The following is a 21,181-nucleotide window of genomic DNA, read 5'->3' on the forward strand; positions in this document are numbered from 1 at the left end:
CACCTCTGGCGCAATTGGACGGTTGGCGTCTCTGTTAGCGTCTATGCTTTAGTTAAGCGCAGTGATCTTGCTAAGAGCGATGATAGATGGCCTCTAAAAATTACATCAATGTTTCCAGACGAGCAGTGTACCTCGCTCTTATCACCTTTCTTTGCCTAAATCTGACCAGTGTTACCCCTTTCTTTTATGTCGAGCATCCTATTGATGTGCTAACCGAATCTGCCTATTTTGCGGTACTGGTGTATATCCGTGCGGCGATCAGCCGCTCTATTACATCGACACGCTCCATTACGGTTGGTGTGAATCTTATCTTATTTGTCGCATTGTACGATGTATTGACCGAAGTGGACTGGCTGGCAGATTGGAGTAATCGGCACGAAGTATTGGATAACATCATTGAGCAAGGGGGAATGTTGGTGGCTGTGGCGAGCATTGCCTTTGGCATTGATAGGCTGATCAAAGCCAAAGATCATGAAATCCATCGAGATTCCTTAACAGGGTTATACAATCGCCGCTATTTGGAGCGATTTAGCCAAGAACAGCTCAATTTGGTTTACATCGATCTCAATGACCTCAAAGTGGTCAATGATACGCAAGGGCACGATGCAGGAGATGAGCTGATCATCCAGTTTTCCCAATTGCTCACCAAAGCAACCAAAGACGATGAATATGCTTTTCGTGTCGGTGGGGATGAATTTATTTTATTGTTGCAGCCCAAACGCACGTTGTTGGTGATGGACGCGTTACACACCATGTGCGCTAAACGCGACATCCACTTTTCTTATGGTCTGTCAGAGCTTGGTGAAGGGGATCTTTCGACACGCGCCAAATTGGCAGATGAGCGTATGTATCAGATGAAGAAAGCCCACCGTTAGGTGGGCCAATCGGTAAATGCTCGCTAACGGCTAAGTTAGATCTTACTGTCGTACTCAGTACGTTGAGGGCAGGTTGCCAGGATTTCTTTGTGGCCCGTCTCTTTTACTTCTTCCAAAATAACGTCAAACCCCCACAAACGATATAAGTGCTTCATCACCTCGTTGTAGCTCTTGTCCAGAGGAATGCGATTATGCGGGACGTATTGCAGGGTTAAAGAGCGATCGCCACGCACATCGACTTTGTAGACTTGGATATTAGGTTCTAGGTTGGCTAGGTTGTATTGCGCAGCCAAGGTTTCCCGAATTTTTCGATAACCCATATCATCATGGATAGCATTCACTTCGATGAAGTTTCTTCGGTCATCATCTTGAATCGCAAACAGTTTAAAATCGCGGATGAGTTTGGGAGATAAATACTGACTGATGAAGCTCTCATCTTTAAAGTTGCGCATGGCGAAATGCACCGCATCGAGCCAGTCGCTGCCTGCCAAATCAGGGAACCACTCTTTGTCCTCATCTGTCGGTTCTTCGCAGATGCGCTTGATGTCACGGAACATCGCAAAGCCTAACGCATAAGGGTTGATGCCGCTAAAGTAAGGACTGTTATAGGGCGGTTGAGCAACCACACTAGTATGGCTGTGCAAAAACTCTAAGATAAATTTGTCTGAGACAATCCCTTCATCATAAAGATGGTTGAGAATGGTGTAGTGCCAAAACGTTGCCCATCCTTCGTTCATCACTTGCGTCTGTTTCTGTGGGTAAAAATATTGGCTTATCTTGCGCACGATACGTACGATTTCGCGTTGCCAAGGTTCGAGCAGTGGCGCGTGCTTCTCAATGAAATAAAGGATGTTCTCTTGTGGCTCACTCGGGAAGTGAATTTTGCTTTGTTCTTCCTTCGATTTGGCCTTAGGCACCGTTCTCCAAAGCTCATTGACCTGAGATTGCAGATAGGCCTCTCGCTCTTCTTGTCGAGCTTTCTCCTCATTGATGGATATCTTCTCTGGGCGTTTGTAACGATCAACCCCATAGTTCATCAGGGCATGGCAAGAATCGAGTAACTTCTCGACTTCGGTTTCGCCATATTTGGTTTCACAATCGGCAATGTATTTCTTCGCAAACAATAAGTAATCAATGATCGAGCTGGCATCGGTCCAAGTTTGGAACAGGTAGTTACCTTTGAAGAACGAGTTGTGTCCGTAGCTGGCGTGAGCAATCACTAACGCCTGCATCGTAACGGTATTTTCTTCCATTAAATAGGCAATACAAGGGTTGGAGTTAATGACGATTTCGTATGCGAGCCCCATTTGGCCATGTTTGTAATTTTGTTCGGTCTGGATGAATTTTTTACCGAAAGACCAGTGATTATAATTAATCGGCATACCGATACTTGAATACGCATCCATCATCTGCTCAGAGGTAATGACTTCGATCTGATTAGGATAGGTATCTAGGCGGTAATGCTCAGCGACACGTTTGATCTCGGTATGGTATTTTTCCAACAGATCAAAGGTCCAGTCTGGCCCATCTGGCAACATCTTGCTTTTTTTCTTTGTCTTGGTTGTCATACGGGCCTCCTATGCCGTTTCCTTGTGAAACAGCTCTCTGAATACCGGGAAGATGTCTTCAACGCTGCGAATATTCTTCATCGCAAAATTATCAAAGCTCTCCTCAAGCTTTTCATATTCATGCCACAGCGTTTGGTGTGAACGTCGAGTAATTTCGATATAGGCGTAGTATTGGCAGTTAGGTAACAACTTGCTGGTTAACAACTCTTTGCAACGAGGTGAATCGTCAGCCCAGTTATCCCCATCAGAAGCTTGTGCAGCGTAGATGTTCCATTCGCCAACGGGATAGCGAGCTTTAACAATTTCATCCATCAATTTCAGAGCACTGGAAACGATGGTGCCCCCGGTTTCTTGTGAGTAGAAAAACTCGTGCTCATCGACCTCTTTTGCTTGCGTATGGTGACGTATAAACACCACTTCCACGTTTTCATACGTACGATTAAGGAACAGATAGAGCAGCACATAAAAGCGCTTGGCAATGTCTTTAGTCGCTTGATCCATGGAGCCTGAAACGTCCATCAGACAAAACATGACGGCTTGGCTTGAAGGAACGGGCTTGCGCTCATAGTTTTTGAAACGTAAGTCAAACGTATCGATAAAGGGCACGCTTTCAATCGCTTTACGCAGTTCTGCGATTTCTTGTTTAAGTTTCATTTCCTCCAGCTTTTGTGCGGGCTCTTGATTCTGGATGCGTTCCAACTCCAGCTCTAGCTCGTGCAATAAACGCTTTTTGCCCGCAGACATTGCGGTGCGACGCGCAAGGGATTGTTGCAAGGAGCGCACAATAGAAATGTTGGAAGGCATCCCTGCGGTTTGATAGCCCGCGCGGTGTTTCTTCCACTCGGTAATTTTGTTCACCTGATTTTTCTTTAGATTTGGCAAAGCCAAGTCTTCAAATAACAGGTCTAAGTACTCATCTTTGGAAATTTGGAAAACAAAATCGTCTTGCCCTTCGCCATCAGCACTGGCATCACCGTCTCCAGCGCCACCGCCTCCTTGGCCACCTTTGGGTCTTTCGATTTTATCGCCGGTAATGAACTGGTCATTGCCAGGATGGACACGTTCTCTTAACCCCCCTTTACCTTGATGGAAAAGAGGCTCTTTGATGTCTTTGTGCGGAATAGCAACGTCCTCACCCGTCTCCGTATTGGTGATCGAGCGACGATTCACCGCGTCCGCTACCGACTCTTTTATCTGCTCTTTATAGCGTCTCATGAAGCGCTGTCTGTTGACAGCGCTCTTGTTCTTGCCATTGAGCCTACGGTCTATAAATTGCGCCATGAAATTCCCCTCTCATGTTCCACAGACCTAACTCACATCCGGGTTAGGACGATTTACGTACGCGCAGGTACCACTCAGAAAGCAAGCGAACTTGTTTCTCGGTGTAGCCTTTTTCCATCATACGAGCGACAAAGTCATCGTGTTTCTTCTGGTCTTCAGAAGAGGTTTTTGCGTTAAAGGAGATAACAGGAAGAAGATCTTCGGTATTGGAGAACATTTTCTTCTCGATCACAGTGCGAAGTTTTTCATAGCTGGTCCACACAGGGTTTTGACCGTTATTACTGGCTTTCGCACGAAGCACAAAGTTAACGATTTCATTACGGAAATCTTTTGGATTAGAGATGCCCGCTGTTTTCTCAATTTTCTCCAACTCACCGTTTAAGGCCGAGCGGTCAAACAGCTGCCCCGTTTCTGGATCGCGGTATTCTTGATCTTGGATCCAGAAGTCTGCGTACGTGACATAGCGATCAAAGATGTTCTGACCATATTCGGAATAAGATTCAAGGTAAGCGGTTTGAATTTCTTTACCGATGAACTCGACGTAGCGAGGCACCAAGTAGCCTTTCAAGAATTCCAAGTAACGTTCAGCCGTTTCTTGCGGGAACTGCTCACGCTCCACTTGCTGTTCGATGACATAGAAGAGGTGGACAGGGTTAGCGGCCACTTCAGTTTGGTCGAAGTTAAACACACGAGAGAGAATCTTGAACGCAAAGCGCGTTGAGAGCCCCTTCATGCCTTCGTCCACGCCCGCATAATCGCGGTACTCTTGATAGCTCTTGGCTTTTGGATCGGTATCTTTCAACGTTTCGCCATCGTATACCCGCATTTTAGAGAAAATGGACGAGTTTTCCGGCTCTTTGAGGCGGGAAAGAATACTGAATTGAGCCAACAGTTCTAGCGTACTGGGTGAACATGGCGCTTTGGAAAGCTCAGAGTGCTCTAGCAATTTCTGGTAAATTTTCACTTCTTCAGAAACGCGTAAACAGTAAGGGACTTTGACGATATAGACGCGGTCCAAAAACGCTTCATTGTTTTTGTTGTTACGGAAAGTCTGCCACTCGGATTCATTGGAGTGAGCCAATATCATGCCTTCAAATGGAATCGCAGAAAGTCCCTCAGTACCGTTAAAGTTGCCTTCTTGAGTCGCCGTCAAGAGAGGGTGGAGCACCTTGATGGGTGCTTTAAACATCTCTACAAACTCCATCAAACCTTGGTTTGCTTTACATAACGCACCAGAGTAGCTGTACGCGTCGGGATCGTCTTGCGAATAATGTTCGAGTTTGCGGATGTCCACTTTACCGACCAATGATGAGATGTCTTGGTTGTTTTCATCGCCCGGTTCGGTTTTTGCGATACCGATTTGATCGAGAATGGAAGGGCGAACCTTCACGACTTTAAACTGACTGATATCCCCACCAAACTCATGCAGACGTTTAGCTGCCCAAGGTGACATGATGGAGCGTAAATAACGTTTTTCGATGCCATATTCTTTTTGCAATATTTCGCCATCTTCATTGACGTCAAATAAGCAGAAAGGGTGGTCGTTTACAGGGCTGCGTTTCCCGTTGGCGGTGAGCACGTAAATCGGCATTTGTTGCATTAATGCTTTGAGCTTTTCTGCCAGCGACGATTTACCACCGCCCACAGGGCCCAGTAGGTAAAGGATCTGCTTGCGTTCTTCCAGCCCTTGAGCGGCGTGTTTTAGGTAGGAGACGATCTGTTCAATCGCTTCTTCCATTCCATAGAAATCTTTAAAGGTTTTATAGCGTGAAATCACACGGTTAGAGAAAATACGGCTTAATCGTGGATGCATCGACGTATCGACTAACTCAGGTTCTCCGATGGCCATAAGAAGTCGTTCAGCGGCATTCGCATAGGCACTTTTGTCATCTTTACAAAGTGCAAGAAAGTCCTGTATCGACATCTCTTCATCTTTTGCAGCTTCATAGCGCGCTTGATAGTGGTCAAAAATACTCATGTCACATTCCCCTTCTTATTCGGTCTGCTGACGAACGTTGGCAAATATCGTCCCTTCTCATTGATAAGCCTAGACGGGGATTTTCAATTTTGCCCAATAAATTATGCATTTATTTAAGATAGGTGAGAGTTTGTTGCTTACTGTTCTGGCGGGTTTTTTTCCTAATCAAAGAGTTTGAACCAAGGTGAGACAAGGAAAGTTAGATAATTGAAAGAATGGATACTGCTAACTTAGTATTGAAGTTTTTTGTCGTGTAAATTGGGATTTTTTTGTCTTGAATACGCAAAAAAGGCTGACGCTGGTCAACCTTTCTATTTGAAATCAATCTGTTTGTCCGCGAAGCGTTAAACGCTAAGCGCTCAAACTAGGCATTAAAAATTTGGCGCAGTTCTGTCGCACATAAGTGGTATTGACGAGGGCACTTGCGCCAAGTCGCCAACATGCGGCGGTATTTTTCCAGCATCGGCATTTGGCTGTTGAAGTGGTGGTCGCCTTTGTCAAATTGAGGGTAGAGACCTTCAGATTCGGTTAAGAATCGAACGTAGTGAACCAATTGTGCTTCAGAGGCAATATCAAAACCGAGGAACTGAAGGCGACGCTGATCAACCTGGGTAGATTCATCCGCATCGAGCATGCGGAAAGACTCTTGCATTGCATGGTACATTTCCATCACATCGATAATTTCTTTACAAAGTGCTTCAGTGATGCAGCCGTAATCTTTGTTCAACTCACGCATTTGCAGCTCATAGCCACGCTCAACGATGGTCTGAAAACGTTGATATTTTTCGGCATTTTCAGGGTCGAGCTGAGACATCAACTTGTACTGGTTGGATAGGATCAATCGTTGTGCATTCGACATTTCCATGGTGACCTCACTATATATTCTCTAATTGTGTTGTTGACGTTAGGTTAGCGGAACATCACACGATGAAACATGATCTCAACACAGTTTTAATGGGAAAAATGGAAAATTTGTTTGTTGATCTGAGCACTATTTTCGGTAGTGGTTGTAAATGTAATCACGGTCTGAAAAGACGCGTAGCCACTCTGGTTTAAAGACGCAGAGCACGGCCAAAGACATCCCATTGAGTAGCGCTTCAGGAAAGGCGAGCAGAGGCATAAAAATGAAATAGTTGTGCCATATGGTTTGCCAGTCGTAATGGCCAACATAGAGATGATAAAGGGCATTAATGAGAAGGTGAACGCTGCCAGTCAGCCCTGCGTTGAAAAAACCAGCAATAAAAATAAACACAAAGATGTTTCTCGGCAAATAGTGATAGCTGAGTACGAAAACCGCGTAAGAAAACAGAATTGGGGTGAGGGAAGAGAGGAGAATCGTACTTGGCAACTGCTGTATCGTTAGATCACCAAATGCGATGAGTAACGCGTAGACAGGAAGAGTGAGCAAAAATGCCATTCTCCAGCCGAACATCATGGTGAGCGTGGTCAGTGCAAGAAAATGGATGTATAACCCTTCTTTGACTCCTGCTTGAGCATTCCAAAGCAAAAATAGCAGCAACATCACTGCAAACGTCATGTGTTGGAAAGGCTTGTCTGCCACTAGCTTCGGGAGAAAGGTTTTGAGGAAGTCATCTTTGCAACCAAACCCAATCACCAGCAAGATAACGCCTAAGCAAAGAAAGGCAAATACATCCATGTCATTCATACCTGTAGATAAAACAATACCCACTTAAAGTGGGTATTGAATAACGAATACGGTGCTTAGTATTTCACATTGCTATGGTATTGCGAAAGGATAGAAACAATATTATCCATCGTCTCTTTTGGTGGTGGGTTCACCCCTTCCAGTGGATACTCTAGACCCAACGCTTCCCATTTGTGAGCACCAAGCTTATGGTAAGGAAGCAATTCGACCTTCTCGATGTTGTCCATGTCTTTGATGAACTCGCCAAGCATATGAGCCGCTTCAGGATCATCCGTGTAACCCGGTACCACAACGTAGCGAATCCACGTTGTTTGCCCAATCTTATGCAAGTAGCGAGCAAAATCGAGAGTACGACGGTTGGAAACGCCGATGAAATCATGATGGATTTCATCTTTCATGTGTTTGATATCGAGCATCACCAAATCGGTTGCTTCTAATACTTCGTCAACAACGTCAGTGTGCTTACGGATATAACCGTTGGTATCCAAACAAGTGTGAATACCTTCAGCATGCGCCGCGCGGAATAGATCGCGCACGAATTCAGGTTGCAGCATCGCTTCGCCACCGGAACAAGTGATACCACCACCAGAGGCGTTCATAAAATGACGATAAGATTTCGCTTCCTTGATGATCTCTTCTACGGTGACCTCTTTACCGTCGTGCGTGTCCCATGTATCGCGGTTGTGGCAATACATACAACGCATCAGACAGCCCTGCATAAAAACAATAAAACGAATACCTGGTCCGTCAACCGTTCCGCAGGATTCAAAAGAGTGAATACGACCCGTTGTTGTCATGTCTAGCTCTCAATTCTTATCAAATTTCGGCTGTTATTTTATTACAAAAACTGGGGTTAAAACAGTATACAAAACACGGGAATCAGCGTCTGAGCAAGAAAAGTGACTTAGCATGATGAGAAAAACCTGATGGCAGGCTAATGACATTTGAGTTGATTGTGATTATTGTTATAAATGTAAACATAACGTTAATTATTACAATAAGAAAATGTGCTGTAGGGAATTAGACCATGGATATGCTTGCGCTCTCTCAGAAACGTAAAATTCAGCTGTTTTTGAGTATTTTGACTTTGGGTTTTGTTGCTCTTGCTGCTTATACCTCTAACCAACTCACCTCATTGACCGATCAGTATTCGCAAAGTAGTCGAGTATCGACTGGGGCAGGGCAGATCGCTCAAACCCAAGTAGAGCTTTTACAGTTAACCGGGAAACTGGGTCAACTGACCGCCACTCAAGTGAATGCCATTCAAGCGGATGTGACGCATTTGGAGCAAAACGTTCGCCAAGCAGGTGAAACTCTCGTCCAGTTTGACCTCACTACACAAGCTGACAACATGCAGCAAGCGGTGAATGCGTTAGCCAAGTCGCTGGCTCCGTGGCTCAGCGTTAAATCAGAACTTGGTTTTAATGTTGATGAAGGCAAATTAGGCCAGCTAAAAGATCTGGCGAAGGTTATCGAACAGAAGATCGAAGAAACAGGCATGGTGACGATTAACTCCGACTTTCAAGCCATGATCAAAACCCAGCAAAATTACTTGTTGCAGCCAAATGAACAGAACATGAAATTGTTTAATCGTGCAATGGCGATGTTCGTTAACGTCTCAAACAGTTATGGCATGTTGGATATCTATGAGAAAGAGATCGAACAGTTTAAACAAACGTTTATTCGAGTCAGTGAGCTTTCTCAGCAATTGGGTGCGCTTGAACAGCAGTTGAAAAACAACCAGCGTGAGGCGATCAACTTAATCCAACAAGCTTCAGAGCAGTTGAATGCGGTCGCGGACGATCAGCAACAGCGAGCCGCATCTTCTGCGAGTGAAACACAGTGGTCGGTATTGATCGCATTGGCGGCACTTGCGGTGTTTACCATCGTGATTTTCCTCAGCATCAGTGTGTCGCTAACCCGCTCACTTGACCGCATTAGCCAAGTGATTAAAGCCGTTTCCAATGGCGATTTGTCTCGCCGATTGACACTCAGTAGTAACGCGAACGATGAGTTTAATCAGTTGTCCCAGTCGGTCAATGAGAGTTGTGAAAACCTCGGCAAACTTGTCTCTGAAGTGCAAGAAAGCAGTCATTCACTGGCTGGACATGCAGGAGAACTGCGAGTCGGGCTCGATAAATTCGCGCATCACCAAGGTGAGATCCTTGGCCAAACCCAACTGCTTGCCTCAGCAACCGAAGAGGTGAGCGTGACAACGCAAGAGGTGTCTAATTCACTGGAATTCGTGACCCAAATTAGTCGAGCGTCAAACCAAGCGGCAGAAGATGGCGGAAAAATCATTTCAGAAGCGATTGGCTCACTTGAGCAAGTCGCACACATTCTCAACTCGGCGGCTGGACACATCAGTCAATTAGAAGAAGCGTCCTCAAAAATTGACTCGGTGATGGACATCATCAACGGCATCGCTGAACAGACTAACCTACTGGCACTCAACGCTGCCATAGAAGCCGCCCGTGCAGGGGAGCAAGGACGTGGTTTTGCTGTTGTAGCCGATGAAGTTCGTAGCCTCGCGGTCCGTACCGTCGATGCGGTGAGTGAAATCACTGGCACCATTCAAACCATGAAAAATGAAAGTGCTGAGGTTATCCAATACATCAGTAGCTCGGGTCAAACAATAGAAAAAGGCCAACAAAAAGGGCATGAAGCGATGGATGCGCTCAAACACATTACTGCCAAAGCCGATGAAGCTAACCATCAAACAGAGATTATTCTTTCATCGATCAAAGAACTGGCCACCACCAGTCAATCTATGGCAGATAGCATGACGCAAATCTCTCAAGCGATGCGTGAGCTGGAAAGTAACAATGGTGAGCTGCGAGACGTCAGCCAGCTTGTTGATGACAGTTCACGTCAGTTGAGTAATGAATGTCAAAAATTCACGATTTGATCTGACCTTGAAAAGCAAAAGCGGGATAACTCAATGATCCCGCTTTTTTTAAGTCGAACTTTTGGCGTTGGAAAACCTGTCGTTAGAAAAAGGCGTAGAGAGAGAGTGCACCATTGCCGTAGATTCGTTCTGGCGCTTCTTTGTATTCAGGGGTCTTAGCTGACAGCGCGAAACTCAAGCCAACACGACGGTTATACAATGCCACACCCGCTACAGCAGTACTCTGCCAATGTTGCATGGTCACATCATATTGGTCGGAAGGCTCTGGCAATCCAGAGCGCTCACCTTCTAATGTGATGTCATTAAAGCGATAACGAGTTGAAAGCCCGGTATAGACAAACCAACCGTATGGCGAATTCCCCATCATGCTCGCGTGAAAAGGATTCTCGGTTGAAATGCTTGCTGCACCAAGCGTATTGGCTAAATCTGAACCGTAGCGAAACATCACACCAGACGCGACATCTGTGCGGAAATTACCTGCGTTGGCCTCGAAAATATGACTCATTTCCCAATTCGACTCCGTGAGATTTGCAGAGCGCATCAGCAGGTCATGGCGTTGATAACCAACACTACCAGCAAAATAATCATCCACTTGATACTCCCAACCATTTGGATCCGTGGAGCCTGTAATGCTATGCACCAGCTTTTGCGCTTTTTCGGATAGCGCATTTTCGCCAGTGGTGCCTAATGTTAGGTTGTAACGCACGGCTTGTTGTGGATGGAGAGAAAGGTAGTTGAGCTCTGCGTGAAAGTAGCCCGCATAGGGGCGATCATTTGGAGTGGGGGTTGTCTGAGAAATATCAGAAGGGGTCCACATTTTGTGGCCAATGGAAAACTCCCACTTATCAATAGACCCACCTTGTTTATCCGCCAAACTCAAACGTTTGACTTGGTGTTCTGAACTTAGAGCTGGTGAGGCGTAAGCAAAGAAAATACCGTTGGTGTAATCTTGGTCTACGCCAAAAATACCATCGTTATCGAGACTGAACGAGGTTGTTGATTTGACCGAAGCAAAAGCCATCGGTGAGAGCAGCAATAAAAATAGGGACTTGGACAACTTCATACTAAATCCGTGTTTTTGGCGACATCATACAGCAAAAGCGTCTCTCTGAGCGAAAATATATCGTCAATTATAGTTGGAATAATGATTTGACCATGACTCGCTGAAGAAAACCATTTTCTATGACAGAGTGAGCGAGCGAGGAAGGAAGAAAGTAAGGTAGGAGGTTCTACTCCCAAAAAAATAAAAAACCGGCAACTGAGTGCCGGTTTTGCTAACTGAGCTCTAGATTATAGAGATTCAGTGAAAGTACGTGCGATAACGTCAGCTTGTTGCTCTGCAGTTAGAGAGTTAAAGCGAACTGCGTATCCAGATACACGGATAGTTAGCTGAGGGTACTTCTCTGGGTGCTTAACTGCGTCTAGAAGCGTGTCACGGTTTAGAACGTTTACGTTCAAGTGTTGACCGCCTTCGATGCCAGCTTCGTGGTGGAAGTAACCATCCATCAGACCAGCAAGGTTAGCGCGTTGAGCGTTCTCATCTTTACCAAGTGCGTTAGGTACGATAGAGAAGGTGTAAGAGATACCGTCTTTCGCGTGAGCAAATGGTAGTTTACCTACTGAAGTTAGAGACGCTACAGCACCTTTCTCATCACGACCGTGCATTGGGTTTGCACCTGGTGCAAATGGAGCACCTGCGCGACGACCGTCTGGCGTATTACCTGTCTTCTTACCGTATACCACGTTTGATGTGATAGTTAGGATAGACTGAGTAGGAACAGCATCACGGTAAGTCTTAAGCTTACGGATCTTGTTCATGAACACTTCAACAAGTTCACAAGCGATGTCATCTACGCGAGCATCGTTGTTACCGAATTTAGGGTAGTCGCCTTCGATTTCGAAGTCGATAGCTACGCCATCTTCGTCACGGATTGGTTTCACTTTCGCGTACTTGATTGCAGATAGTGAGTCAGCTGCGATAGATAGACCAGCGATACCACAAGCCATTGTGCGGTAAACATCACGATCGTGTAGTGCCATTAGTGCAGACTCATAGCTGTACTTGTCGTGCATGAAGTGGATTGCGTTTAGTGCAGCAACGTATTGCTTCGCTAGCCAGTCCATGAAGTGGTCTAGGTTGTTCCACACTTCGTCGAAGCTTAGGACTTCTGAAGTGATCTTAGGCATTACTGGGCCAACTTGCATTTTCAGCTTCTCATCAACACCACCGTTGATTGCGTAAAGCATCGTTTTTGCAAGGTTTGCACGAGCGCCGAAGAACTGCATTTGCTTACCAACAACCATTGGAGATACACAACATGCGATTGCGTAGTCGTCAGAGTTCATGTCTGGACGCATTAGGTCGTCGTTTTCGTACTGGATTGAAGAAGTATCGATAGATACTTTCGCACAGAACTTCTTGAAGCCTTCAGGTAGTTGCTCAGACCAAAGTACAGTGATGTTTGGCTCTGGAGAAGGACCCATTGTGTATAGGCTGTTTAGGAAACGGAAGTTTGAACGCGTTACTAGCGTACGACCGTCAAGACCCATACCACCCATAGATTCTGTTGCCCAGATTGGGTCGCCAGAGAATAGATCATCGTACTCAGGAGTACGTAGGAAACGAACCATACGTAGTTTCATTACGAAGTGGTCGATCATTTCCTGAGCTTCAACTTCAGTGATCTTACCAGCAGCGATATCACGCTCGATGTACACGTCTAGGAACGTAGAAGTACGGCCTAGAGACATTGCAGCACCGTTTTGAGACTTAACAGCCGCTAGGTAGCCGAAGTAAGTCCATTGGATAGCTTCTTGTGCAGTTTCAGCTGGGCGAGAAATATCGTAACCGTATTTCGCTGCCATCACTTTCATTTGACCTAGAGCGCGGTGTTGCTCAGCAATCTCTTCACGAAGTTGCATAGTCATTTGAAGATCTTCACCGTTCTCAAAACGCTCTTGTAGAGACTTGAATTGAGCCAGTTTGTCCTTCATTAGGAAGTCGATACCGTAAAGTGCAACACGACGGTAGTCACCGATGATACGACCACGGCCGTAAGCGTCTGGAAGACCAGTTAGAACACCAGACTTACGACAAGCTAGGATATCTGGAGTGTAGATATCGAATACGCCAGCGTTGTGTGTTTTGCGGTATTCAGAGTAGATTTTAGAGATTTGAGGATCGAGTTCACGACCGTAAACTTTACAAGAACCCTCAACCATGCGGATACCACCGTTAGGGATGATAGCGCGTTTTAGAGGTGCGTCAGTTTGTAGACCAACGATAGTCTCTAGATCTTTTTCAATGTAGCCTGCATCGTGAGCAGTGATGGTAGAGATTAGGTCAGTATCGAAATCAACTGGAGCGTGAGTTGAGTTCTCAATTTTGATACCTTCCATTACCTTAGCCCAAAGCTTGTTGGTTGCTTCAGTACCTTCAGAAACTAGGAAAGATTCGTCGCCTTCGTACGGAGTGTAGTTCTTCTGAATGAAATCACGAACGTTTACTTCGTTTTGCCAGTCACCTGCTGCAAAACCTTCCCAAGCTTTAGCAAATTGCTCTGCCATGACATACCTACCTTTTTAGTAGAAAAAACACGTACTGTTGTGGCTGTTGAGCCAGCCATCCTCTCATTAAAGAGGAGCAGTACACTCTTATGAATAACAATATGTATCGATTTGCGAACTGTTCATAAAACGATACATATTGTCACTGAGTTTCATGTCTTGCCTTATTAACTTTCCTTCAGGGTATACTAAAATTTTTTTGCAAACCTTAAACTAAATCAATAAAAGCTAAAAAAACTCAATAAAATTTGGGTGGTGACCAGCACCACCCAAACTTTTTTTGAACGCTTATAGCCAAGCTTTGATGCCGTACTGGCTTTCTAGCATACCAACTGCAAGCATAGCAACTAGACAGATAATAAGAACACCACCAGGAATCACTACTTTATCTACAAAAGATAGTTTAGATGCGCGCTCTTTGTCACCAATCAGACCATTATTATCTAGTAGCATGGTCAATGCCCAAGCTAGAACTGGGTTCACAACCGCAGAACCAAAGATACAGATACCCGCTGCTTGCGAATCTTTTGTGCTACGAACCATCTGCATACCCGCTTCAAGTAGAGGTAAGAATACACCTACTAATAGCGCACAACGCATTACTGGTGGCCATACCGCGACATCCATTGGGAAGCCAAGAATCGCAATCGTCATTACCAAACAGCCTAGGATAATTGCACCACCAGGAATTGGACGCTTCGCAATCGCGGCTGGGATCATGTATGTACCCCAAGACGATGTGATGTTACCGCCACCAAGTGCAGTACCCACCATTTGACGAATAGAACACATGGTCATGGTGTCATCGACATCCATCAGCACTTTTTCTGTCTTCTTAGGATAGTTCAATTCTTGGAAAATACGGTGACCAAGGAAATCTGGAGACCACATTGCTACCGCTAGAATCGCAAATGGTAGAGAAGCGATAAAGTGTTGTAGCGTTGGTAGGCCAAGTTGCCAACCAGTCTCAGTGCTGCCCCACCAGTAAACTGGGTTCAGGTTAGGTAGGCCCATTTCCGTTTCGAACTTAAGATCAAAACCTGCACCTAGCGCAAGTGCAATCACCAAGCCAGTAAACGCACACACAGGGATTGCCAGCCAACGTAGGTTGAGTTTAGCAAGCAGTGCGTAAATAACGATGTTAATGCCAAGCACAACCAAACCAATGTAGCCTAGGCTGCCAGCTGCAACGTCAGCAGATTGCAGGCCAACGGCCCATTCTTGAATGGAGGTAATTTGACTCATCGTCCCGGTAAAACCGAGGAAGATCAACAAGCCACCTGCGGTACCTTCGGAGGTCAGGTTCACCAGTTTAGAACCACCTTTAAAGTAGCTCAGTAGGAGACCAAACACGCCAAGTAGAAGTGCCAATGCAAGAGGGTGAGCACCAGCGAGAGCAATCGCGCCGATAAGAGGGATCATTGGACCGTGGTTACCGGCTAAGTTAGCTCGTGGGTTCACAAAGCCAGATGCGATAACACAGAAGAATAACGCTGGGAACAACATTTCCACACGCGCCACTTCGATAGCAAATTCTTTACCTAAATTGATGTGGTCCCAAGCTTGGGTTAGACCGTCTGCCCAAGACATCATTACTGCAGAGTACATCGCGATAATACCGATAGTACCAGCAAGCGCAGGAACAAGGTCCTCAAGTTCAAAACGGAAGTCACGACCAGGAAGGTTCAAACCGAAACGGCGCGGTTTCATAATTTGCAGTTCGTGGTCTAGGTAGTCTGAGCGGCTGGCAAATTCAGAAGCTGGACGATGAAGCTCACTGTAGCTCTTCGTTTCAATATCTGAATCAGAATGCACTTTATTCACTGCGTCTGACATAGATTCCTCATATATTTAAAAAGTTAGTAATTCGATCTGAATTCTATAGTCCGCATCCTGCGGGTTCTTCCTGTTATAGCCGATGCTAGGTGTTAGGGTTATTGTCGCACGAATACCACGTGCCTAAGCATAGCTAAATTTCACTAATTTTGACGGCTGAGATCAGCCTCAACTTTACGGCCGAGTCTAGCAAGTTAACCCTTTGGGGTGATTGATTTAGATCACTTTAAGAAAAGATGTGAAAGAAAACTACAGAAAGTAGCTGGCATGCGAAAAGTCCTTGGTTTTTATGTGTAATTTGCTTTCATAGCACGTCTGTTTTTAGAAAATTTAAAACAAATATGCGTCTAGGTGAACACTTCTGTTTGTATTGTGATCAGCAGTTAACATAAGTTGGCGTTATTTTTGCAAGGATGCTGCCAGTGACTTTTAATTGGCGAAACTTTGCCGTATCAGGATGAGAGAATGACAAAATTAAAAATGATGCCGCTAGTGGCAATGATTTCTGCGGGGTTAGTCGGCTGTGGTGGCAGTAGTGGTGGTGGTGGTGGCCGGTGGTACTCCATCAACATCATATAGTTTTACGTTTGTAACGCCGGTAGAAAAGGATTTATCAGCCAATGGAAGCTGCACAGTTTTTGCTAAGTATCAGAAAAACTCGGTTGATAAAGTTCTTAATTATAATGTCGTTGGTACGTCATTAGATAATAAGATTATTGGCTTTTACTCGAACTCTGCTGGTGAACAACAAGGGGACTTGGTGAGCACCAAAAATGGTAAGCTATCCTTGGTATTGCAAAGTATTCCTGATGGCGGTTTTTTTACAGTGCAGGAGGCTAACGGTACAGTAATTAATGCAATTACGTTTTCTAAAGAGGTGTTGGCTTCTGACGATTCGCTGAGAAATGTCTATTTGTCTGTTGAATCCATCGTCAATGATTCTACCTGCGTCACAGGTAATAACGATGCAATTATTACCAAGAGCTCGCTTCAATATTTGAATGCTGATGATGCGACGGGTAATCCGGATGTTACTTATTACTATGATTCACAAATTGAAACTGTTACGGGTACTAACCCACAGTTGACTGGTGGAAAAACGCTCAAAGCGATCTTTGGAGAACAAACGATGATCGCTCAATATAGAACAACGAACCGTAGTCAATTGTTCCAATATGGTTTTGAAGATTGGAATCAAGGCATGATGAAGTTTGCCGGGTCATCTTCTACTCCTTCAATTGGTTCTTCGTTGATCAACTTTAGTGACATCGAGATTTACTCTAATTACAAGTCGTTCCAATATCTTTTGTCTACGATCAGTAAGGGAAGTACTTTCTATCATCCAACAGCGACAAATGGCGATACTTGGTCATTTAAGGTAAATGGAACGATCGCGACTGCAGGGTGGGATGCCACATATTTTGATGAAATAAGCTCGGCTTGGGAGCTTGTTGTAGATGATAATTCATTGTTTATGCTATCAAATACGAACGATGCGAAACCTTCTGTGGCAAATCAAACCATCGATATTACCAGTAGTATCGGCTTGTCTAATGAAAATGGTTTACAGAGAATCAGCTACCAGCAAGGTGCTACATCTGGCTCTACTCCTTATGTATTAAGGCATACCTTGTATACACTAATTACACCTTCGTTGAGAGTACCGAATCTCAATTACGATAGCGTTCCAGCAAGTGTCGCTGATTATCTTGTTATTTCATCCACCTCTAACCTTACGCAAGACTATATGTTAGCGGAAGATCTTGATTCGTTATCTTTGAAAGAGTTTATGACTCGTTTTGGTAATGGTGATGGGCTAGATACTTCTAAAGATGTCATGGGTATTGCAGCAAATCTGAAAGAAGTTCGTGCTGCTTACAATAATTCATCAACAACACGCTCATTGCTTTTAAGTAGAGATAATTAACATTTTTGTATCTTATAAAGCCTCCCCTTGGAGGCTTTTTTTATGTCTTCTATGCATCGATAAAAGAATATATTGCTAAATTGTGAATATAAATCTACTTTTCGTTTTTAACTATGCCAAAAATGCAGGTTAATAATTTGTTGCAACTCAATTGATAGGATGCTAGTTTGTATCCATTCAAGGGGCCGGAGTGCCTTGGCAGTGACAAAAAACACAGGGAGTACAAGCGCATGCATGACGTACCAGCGCTGGATATCAAACAACTGCACAAAACGTTTGGTCAGAATGAAGTGCTAAAAGGCATTTCACTTGCTGCACACAAAGGGGACGTTATTTCCATCATTGGCTCTTCCGGCTCCGGTAAGAGTACCTTCCTTAGATGTATCAACTTACTAGAAACGCCCACCGCAGGTGAAATTTGGGTTAATGGCGAATTGATCCAGATGAAAAACAACCGTGCGGGTGAGGCGGTTCCAGCCAATGAAAAGCAAGTCCAGCGCATCCGTTCGCGCTTGGCGATGGTTTTTCAGGGCTTTAACCTCTGGTCTCACATGACGGTGCTACAAAATGTGATTGAAGCGCCTGTTCATGTACTGGGTGTGCCCAAAGCCGAGGCGATCGAAAAAGCAGAAATGCTGCTGAAAAAAGTCGGCTTGTATGAGCGTAAAGATTACTACCCAGGTCACTTATCTGGAGGTCAGCAACAGCGTGCTGCGATTGCTCGCGCCCTTGCGGTTGACCCTGAAGTGATGCTGTTTGACGAGCCGACATCGGCGCTTGATCCAGAGTTGGTCGGTGAAGTGTTGGGGGTAATGCGAGATCTGGCAGATGAAGGCCGCACCATGTTAGTGGTGACGCATGAAATGGCGTTTGCTCGTGATGTCTCTAACCACGTGATGTTCCTACATCAAGGATTGGTCGAAGAACAAGGCGCACCGTCAAAGTTGTTCACCAATCCTGATTCAGAGCGCTTAAAGCAGTTTATTTCATCGATTTATTAAAAAGGTGATGGGTATTCTATCGTACTAGAACCTAGAACCTAGAACCTAGAACCTAGAACCTAGAACCTAGAACCTAGAACCTAGAACCTAGAACCTAGAACCTAGAACCTAGAACCTAGAACCTAGAACCTAGAACCTAGAACCTAGAACCTAGAACCTAGAACCTAGAACCTAGAACCTAGAACCTAAAAACGAAACACAACATCGCAATACAAAAACAATCACAGGAGTATGGATATGAAGAAGTGGTTACTTGCAGCAACATTGGCCGCAACCGCTGTGTCGGGCATCGCTCAGGCGAAGGAATGGAAAACGGTTCGCTTTGGCATTGAAGGGGCGTACCCTCCATTTAGTTGGACAGAAGCCGATGGTTCCCTAAAAGGCTTTGACGTCGATATGGCGAATGCCTTGTGTGAAGAGATGAAAGTGCAATGTAAGATCGTCGCGCAAGATTGGGACGGCATTATCCCGTCACTATTGGCTCGTAAGTACGATGCAATCATTGCCGCTATGTCTATCACAGAAGAGCGCAAGCAAAAAGTCGATTTCACTGGTAAATACGCGCTGATCCCAAACAAATTCATCGCGAAGAAAGGCGCAGGCTTGAATTTTGACAAACTGAGCGGCGTAAAAATCGGTGTTCAACGCGCAACCACTCACGACAAATACCTAACCGATAACTATGGCAAGAACGTTGATATCGTACGCTACGGTTCATTTGATGAAGCGTATCTTGACCTAGCCAATGGCCGTATCGCCGCGGTTTTGGGTGATGCTTCGGCATTGGAAGAAGGCGTGCTGAACAAAGCGGGTGGTGAAGGCTACGAGTTTGTTGGCCCATCACTAACGGATCCAAAATGGTTTGGTGAAGGTTTTGGTATTGCGGTTCGTAAGCAAGATAAAGATCTTACCAAGCAATTGGATGCCGCTATTCTATCTCTTCGTGAAAAAGGCATTTATCAGCAGATCGCAGCAAAATACTTCAAATACGACGTATATGGCGAGTAATCACTGTTGAACTCTCTCCCTAATTGCCGGTTCGTTCCTGGATGTACCCGGCAATTAGGATTCTAGATTCTAGGGATTAGGAACTGACCTATGCTGGATTTACAAGGATATGAAGCCTCTATCTTTAAAGGGGCCGTGTTAACCATTGAAGTGGCATTACTTTCCCTTGTGCTCGCCATGTTACTTGGCATGTTGGGCGCGCTTGCCAAAATGGCGCCTTATCGTTGGGCGCGTGCTATCGCCACACTTTACACCACCATCATCAGAGGGATTCCTGATCTTGTCTTGATGATGCTGATTTTCTTCGGTGGCCAGATTTTTCTTAACAACTCTCTCTATGCCGTCAATGAATGGCTCAACGAGTGGTTTACATCAAGTGATCCCACGCATGAATGGGTCTCCTACCTTCCTGACTATGTAGACGTGAGCCCTTTTATTGCCGGTGTTCTGACCATAGGCTTTATCTTCGGCGCGTACATGGCGGAAACCTTCCGCGGTGCCATCATGGCGGTCGATAAGGGGGAGCTTGAGGCGGCAAAAGCGTACGGCATGAGCTCGGCGTTGGCGTTTCGCCGCATATTGCTGCCGCAAATGATTCGTCACGCGTTGCCTGGTTTTGGTAATAACTGGCTAGTGTTACTCAAAACGACCGCGTTAGTTTCCATCATCGGTTTAGAGGATATGGTTCGCGTCGGCGCTTTAGCCGCAGGATCAACCAAAATGCCATTTACCTTTTATATGGCGGTGGCGCTGATTTTCCTCTTCTTTACCAGCGTTTCTACGGGCTGTTTGAAAGTCCTAGAACGTAAATTCAGCATTCATACGAGGTAGATGATTATGGACTTTTCATTAATCGTAGAAAGTTTTCCTATCTACCTTGATGGTTTATGGACAACCGCTTGGCTGGTGGCTGTGTCACTGGTGATTGGTTTAGGTATTGCCATACCGTTGGCAGTGGCAAGAAACAGCCGCAACTATGTGGTGAGTTTGCCTGCTTGGGGCTACATCTACTTTTTCCGTGGTACGCCGTTGTTGGTTCAGCTATATCTCATTTACTACGGTATGGATCAGTTTTTCCCCGTGAAAGATACGCTTTGGGAAAATGCTTGGTTCTGCGCTTTGGTGGCGTTTGTTTTGAATACCTCTGCGTATACCGCCGAAATCATTCGTGGCGCGATCAACGGTTTGCCAAAAGGGGAAGTGGAAGCGGCAAAAGCCTATGGCATGAGCCATTGGATGACATATCGCCGTATCGTGTTGCCAAGTGCGTTGCGCCGCGCGCTGCCTGCGTACAGTAATGAAGTGATTTTTATGCTTCACGGCAGTGCGGTCGCCGGTATTGTGACGATTATCGATCTTACTGGTGCAGCTCGATTGGTCAACTCGCGTTACTACGCACCTTTCGAATCGTTTCTAACCGCGGGCCTATTCTACATGTCGCTGACGTTTTTGATCCTTTGGGTCTTCAAAAATGCGGAGAAACGCTTCCTCGCATACCTCAGACCATTGAGCTAATTTAGATGGTTCAACAAACTTATGAACGGCACCTATAGGGTGCCGTTATGT

16 protein-coding genes are annotated in these 21,181 nt (G+C 45.3%); 7 read left to right on the top strand and 9 right to left on the bottom strand.

Annotated features, from left to right (window positions below; genetic code table 11):
* Nucleotides 1-86: 86 nt before the first annotated feature.
* On the top strand, nucleotides 87-875 hold the full coding sequence (locus VV1_RS09855; RefSeq protein ID WP_011079975.1) for a GGDEF domain-containing protein: 789 nt from the start codon (nucleotides 87-89) through the stop codon (nucleotides 873-875).
* A gap of 35 nt (nucleotides 876-910) precedes the next feature.
* On the opposite strand, the gene VV1_RS09860 is transcribed toward VV1_RS09855, so the two are convergent.
* From VV1_RS09860 to pflA, 6 genes are all read right to left on the bottom strand, one after another.
* Nucleotides 911-2,443, bottom strand: a complete 1,533-nt coding sequence (locus VV1_RS09860; RefSeq protein WP_011079976.1) for a SpoVR family protein — start codon at nucleotides 2,441-2,443, stop codon at nucleotides 911-913.
* 9 nt (nucleotides 2,444-2,452) lie between these two features.
* Nucleotides 2,453-3,724 carry a YeaH/YhbH family protein gene (locus VV1_RS09865; RefSeq protein WP_011079977.1) on the bottom strand — a complete coding sequence of 424 codons (1,272 nt, stop codon included), beginning with the start codon at nucleotides 3,722-3,724 and terminating at the stop codon, nucleotides 2,453-2,455.
* 43 nt (nucleotides 3,725-3,767) lie between these two features.
* Nucleotides 3,768-5,702 carry a PrkA family serine protein kinase gene (locus tag VV1_RS09870; RefSeq protein ID WP_011079978.1) on the bottom strand — a complete coding sequence of 645 codons (1,935 nt, stop codon included), beginning with the start codon at nucleotides 5,700-5,702 and terminating at the stop codon, nucleotides 3,768-3,770.
* Between the two features lie 364 nt (nucleotides 5,703-6,066).
* Complete coding sequence (locus VV1_RS09875) at nucleotides 6,067-6,567, bottom strand: YfbU family protein (protein ID WP_011079979.1); 501 nt, start codon at nucleotides 6,565-6,567, stop codon at nucleotides 6,067-6,069.
* Between the two features lie 126 nt (nucleotides 6,568-6,693).
* On the bottom strand, nucleotides 6,694-7,359 hold the full coding sequence (locus tag VV1_RS09880; protein ID WP_039469661.1) for an energy-coupling factor ABC transporter permease: 666 nt from the start codon (nucleotides 7,357-7,359) through the stop codon (nucleotides 6,694-6,696).
* 65 nt (nucleotides 7,360-7,424) lie between these two features.
* Nucleotides 7,425-8,165, bottom strand: a complete 741-nt coding sequence (gene pflA / locus VV1_RS09885) for a pyruvate formate lyase 1-activating protein (RefSeq protein WP_011079981.1) — start codon at nucleotides 8,163-8,165, stop codon at nucleotides 7,425-7,427.
* Between the two features lie 230 nt (nucleotides 8,166-8,395).
* Here pflA and VV1_RS09890 point away from each other — a divergent pair, with 230 nt between their 5' ends.
* Nucleotides 8,396-10,276: a methyl-accepting chemotaxis protein gene (locus tag VV1_RS09890; protein WP_011079982.1), complete on the top strand. Its 1,881-nt coding sequence runs from the start codon at nucleotides 8,396-8,398 to the stop codon at nucleotides 10,274-10,276.
* 82 nt (nucleotides 10,277-10,358) lie between these two features.
* Here VV1_RS09890 and VV1_RS09895 read toward each other — a convergent pair whose 3' ends face one another.
* The 3 genes from VV1_RS09895 to VV1_RS09905 all read right to left on the bottom strand — a co-directional run bounded on the left by VV1_RS09895 (nucleotide 10,359) and on the right by VV1_RS09905 (nucleotide 15,679).
* Nucleotides 10,359-11,339 (bottom strand): lipid A deacylase LpxR family protein, encoded by a 981-nt coding sequence (locus VV1_RS09895; protein ID WP_011079983.1) that lies wholly within the window; start codon nucleotides 11,337-11,339, stop codon nucleotides 10,359-10,361.
* A 227-nt stretch (nucleotides 11,340-11,566) separates the two neighbouring features.
* Nucleotides 11,567-13,843, bottom strand: coding sequence for a formate C-acetyltransferase (pflB, locus tag VV1_RS09900; protein ID WP_011079984.1), 2,277 nt, complete (start codon nucleotides 13,841-13,843; stop codon nucleotides 11,567-11,569).
* A 288-nt stretch (nucleotides 13,844-14,131) separates the two neighbouring features.
* Nucleotides 14,132-15,679 (bottom strand): DUF3360 family protein, encoded by a 1,548-nt coding sequence (locus VV1_RS09905; protein ID WP_011079985.1) that lies wholly within the window; start codon nucleotides 15,677-15,679, stop codon nucleotides 14,132-14,134.
* A gap of 547 nt (nucleotides 15,680-16,226) precedes the next feature.
* Here VV1_RS09905 and VV1_RS09910 point away from each other — a divergent pair.
* From VV1_RS09910 to VV1_RS09930, 5 genes are all read left to right on the top strand, one after another.
* Complete coding sequence (locus VV1_RS09910; protein ID WP_250698498.1) at nucleotides 16,227-17,606, top strand: flagellar sheath protein A; 1,380 nt, start codon at nucleotides 16,227-16,229, stop codon at nucleotides 17,604-17,606.
* A gap of 230 nt (nucleotides 17,607-17,836) precedes the next feature.
* Nucleotides 17,837-18,607, top strand: a complete 771-nt coding sequence (locus VV1_RS09915; RefSeq protein WP_011079987.1) for an ABC transporter ATP-binding protein — start codon at nucleotides 17,837-17,839, stop codon at nucleotides 18,605-18,607.
* A gap of 237 nt (nucleotides 18,608-18,844) precedes the next feature.
* Entirely contained in the window at nucleotides 18,845-19,615 is a 771-nt protein-coding gene (locus VV1_RS09920; protein WP_013571389.1) for an ABC transporter substrate-binding protein, read from the top strand.
* Nucleotides 19,616-19,705: 90 nt separating this feature from the next.
* Nucleotides 19,706-20,446, top strand: a complete 741-nt coding sequence (locus tag VV1_RS09925) for an ABC transporter permease (protein WP_011079989.1) — start codon at nucleotides 19,706-19,708, stop codon at nucleotides 20,444-20,446.
* Nucleotides 20,447-20,452: 6 nt separating this feature from the next.
* Nucleotides 20,453-21,130 carry an ABC transporter permease gene (locus VV1_RS09930; protein WP_043921090.1) on the top strand — a complete coding sequence of 226 codons (678 nt, stop codon included), beginning with the start codon at nucleotides 20,453-20,455 and terminating at the stop codon, nucleotides 21,128-21,130.
* Nucleotides 21,131-21,181 lie beyond the last annotated feature (51 nt).

The sequence above is a fragment of the Vibrio vulnificus CMCP6 genome, from assembly GCF_000039765.1.
GTDB classification, from domain to species: domain Bacteria; phylum Pseudomonadota; class Gammaproteobacteria; order Enterobacterales; family Vibrionaceae; genus Vibrio; species Vibrio vulnificus_B.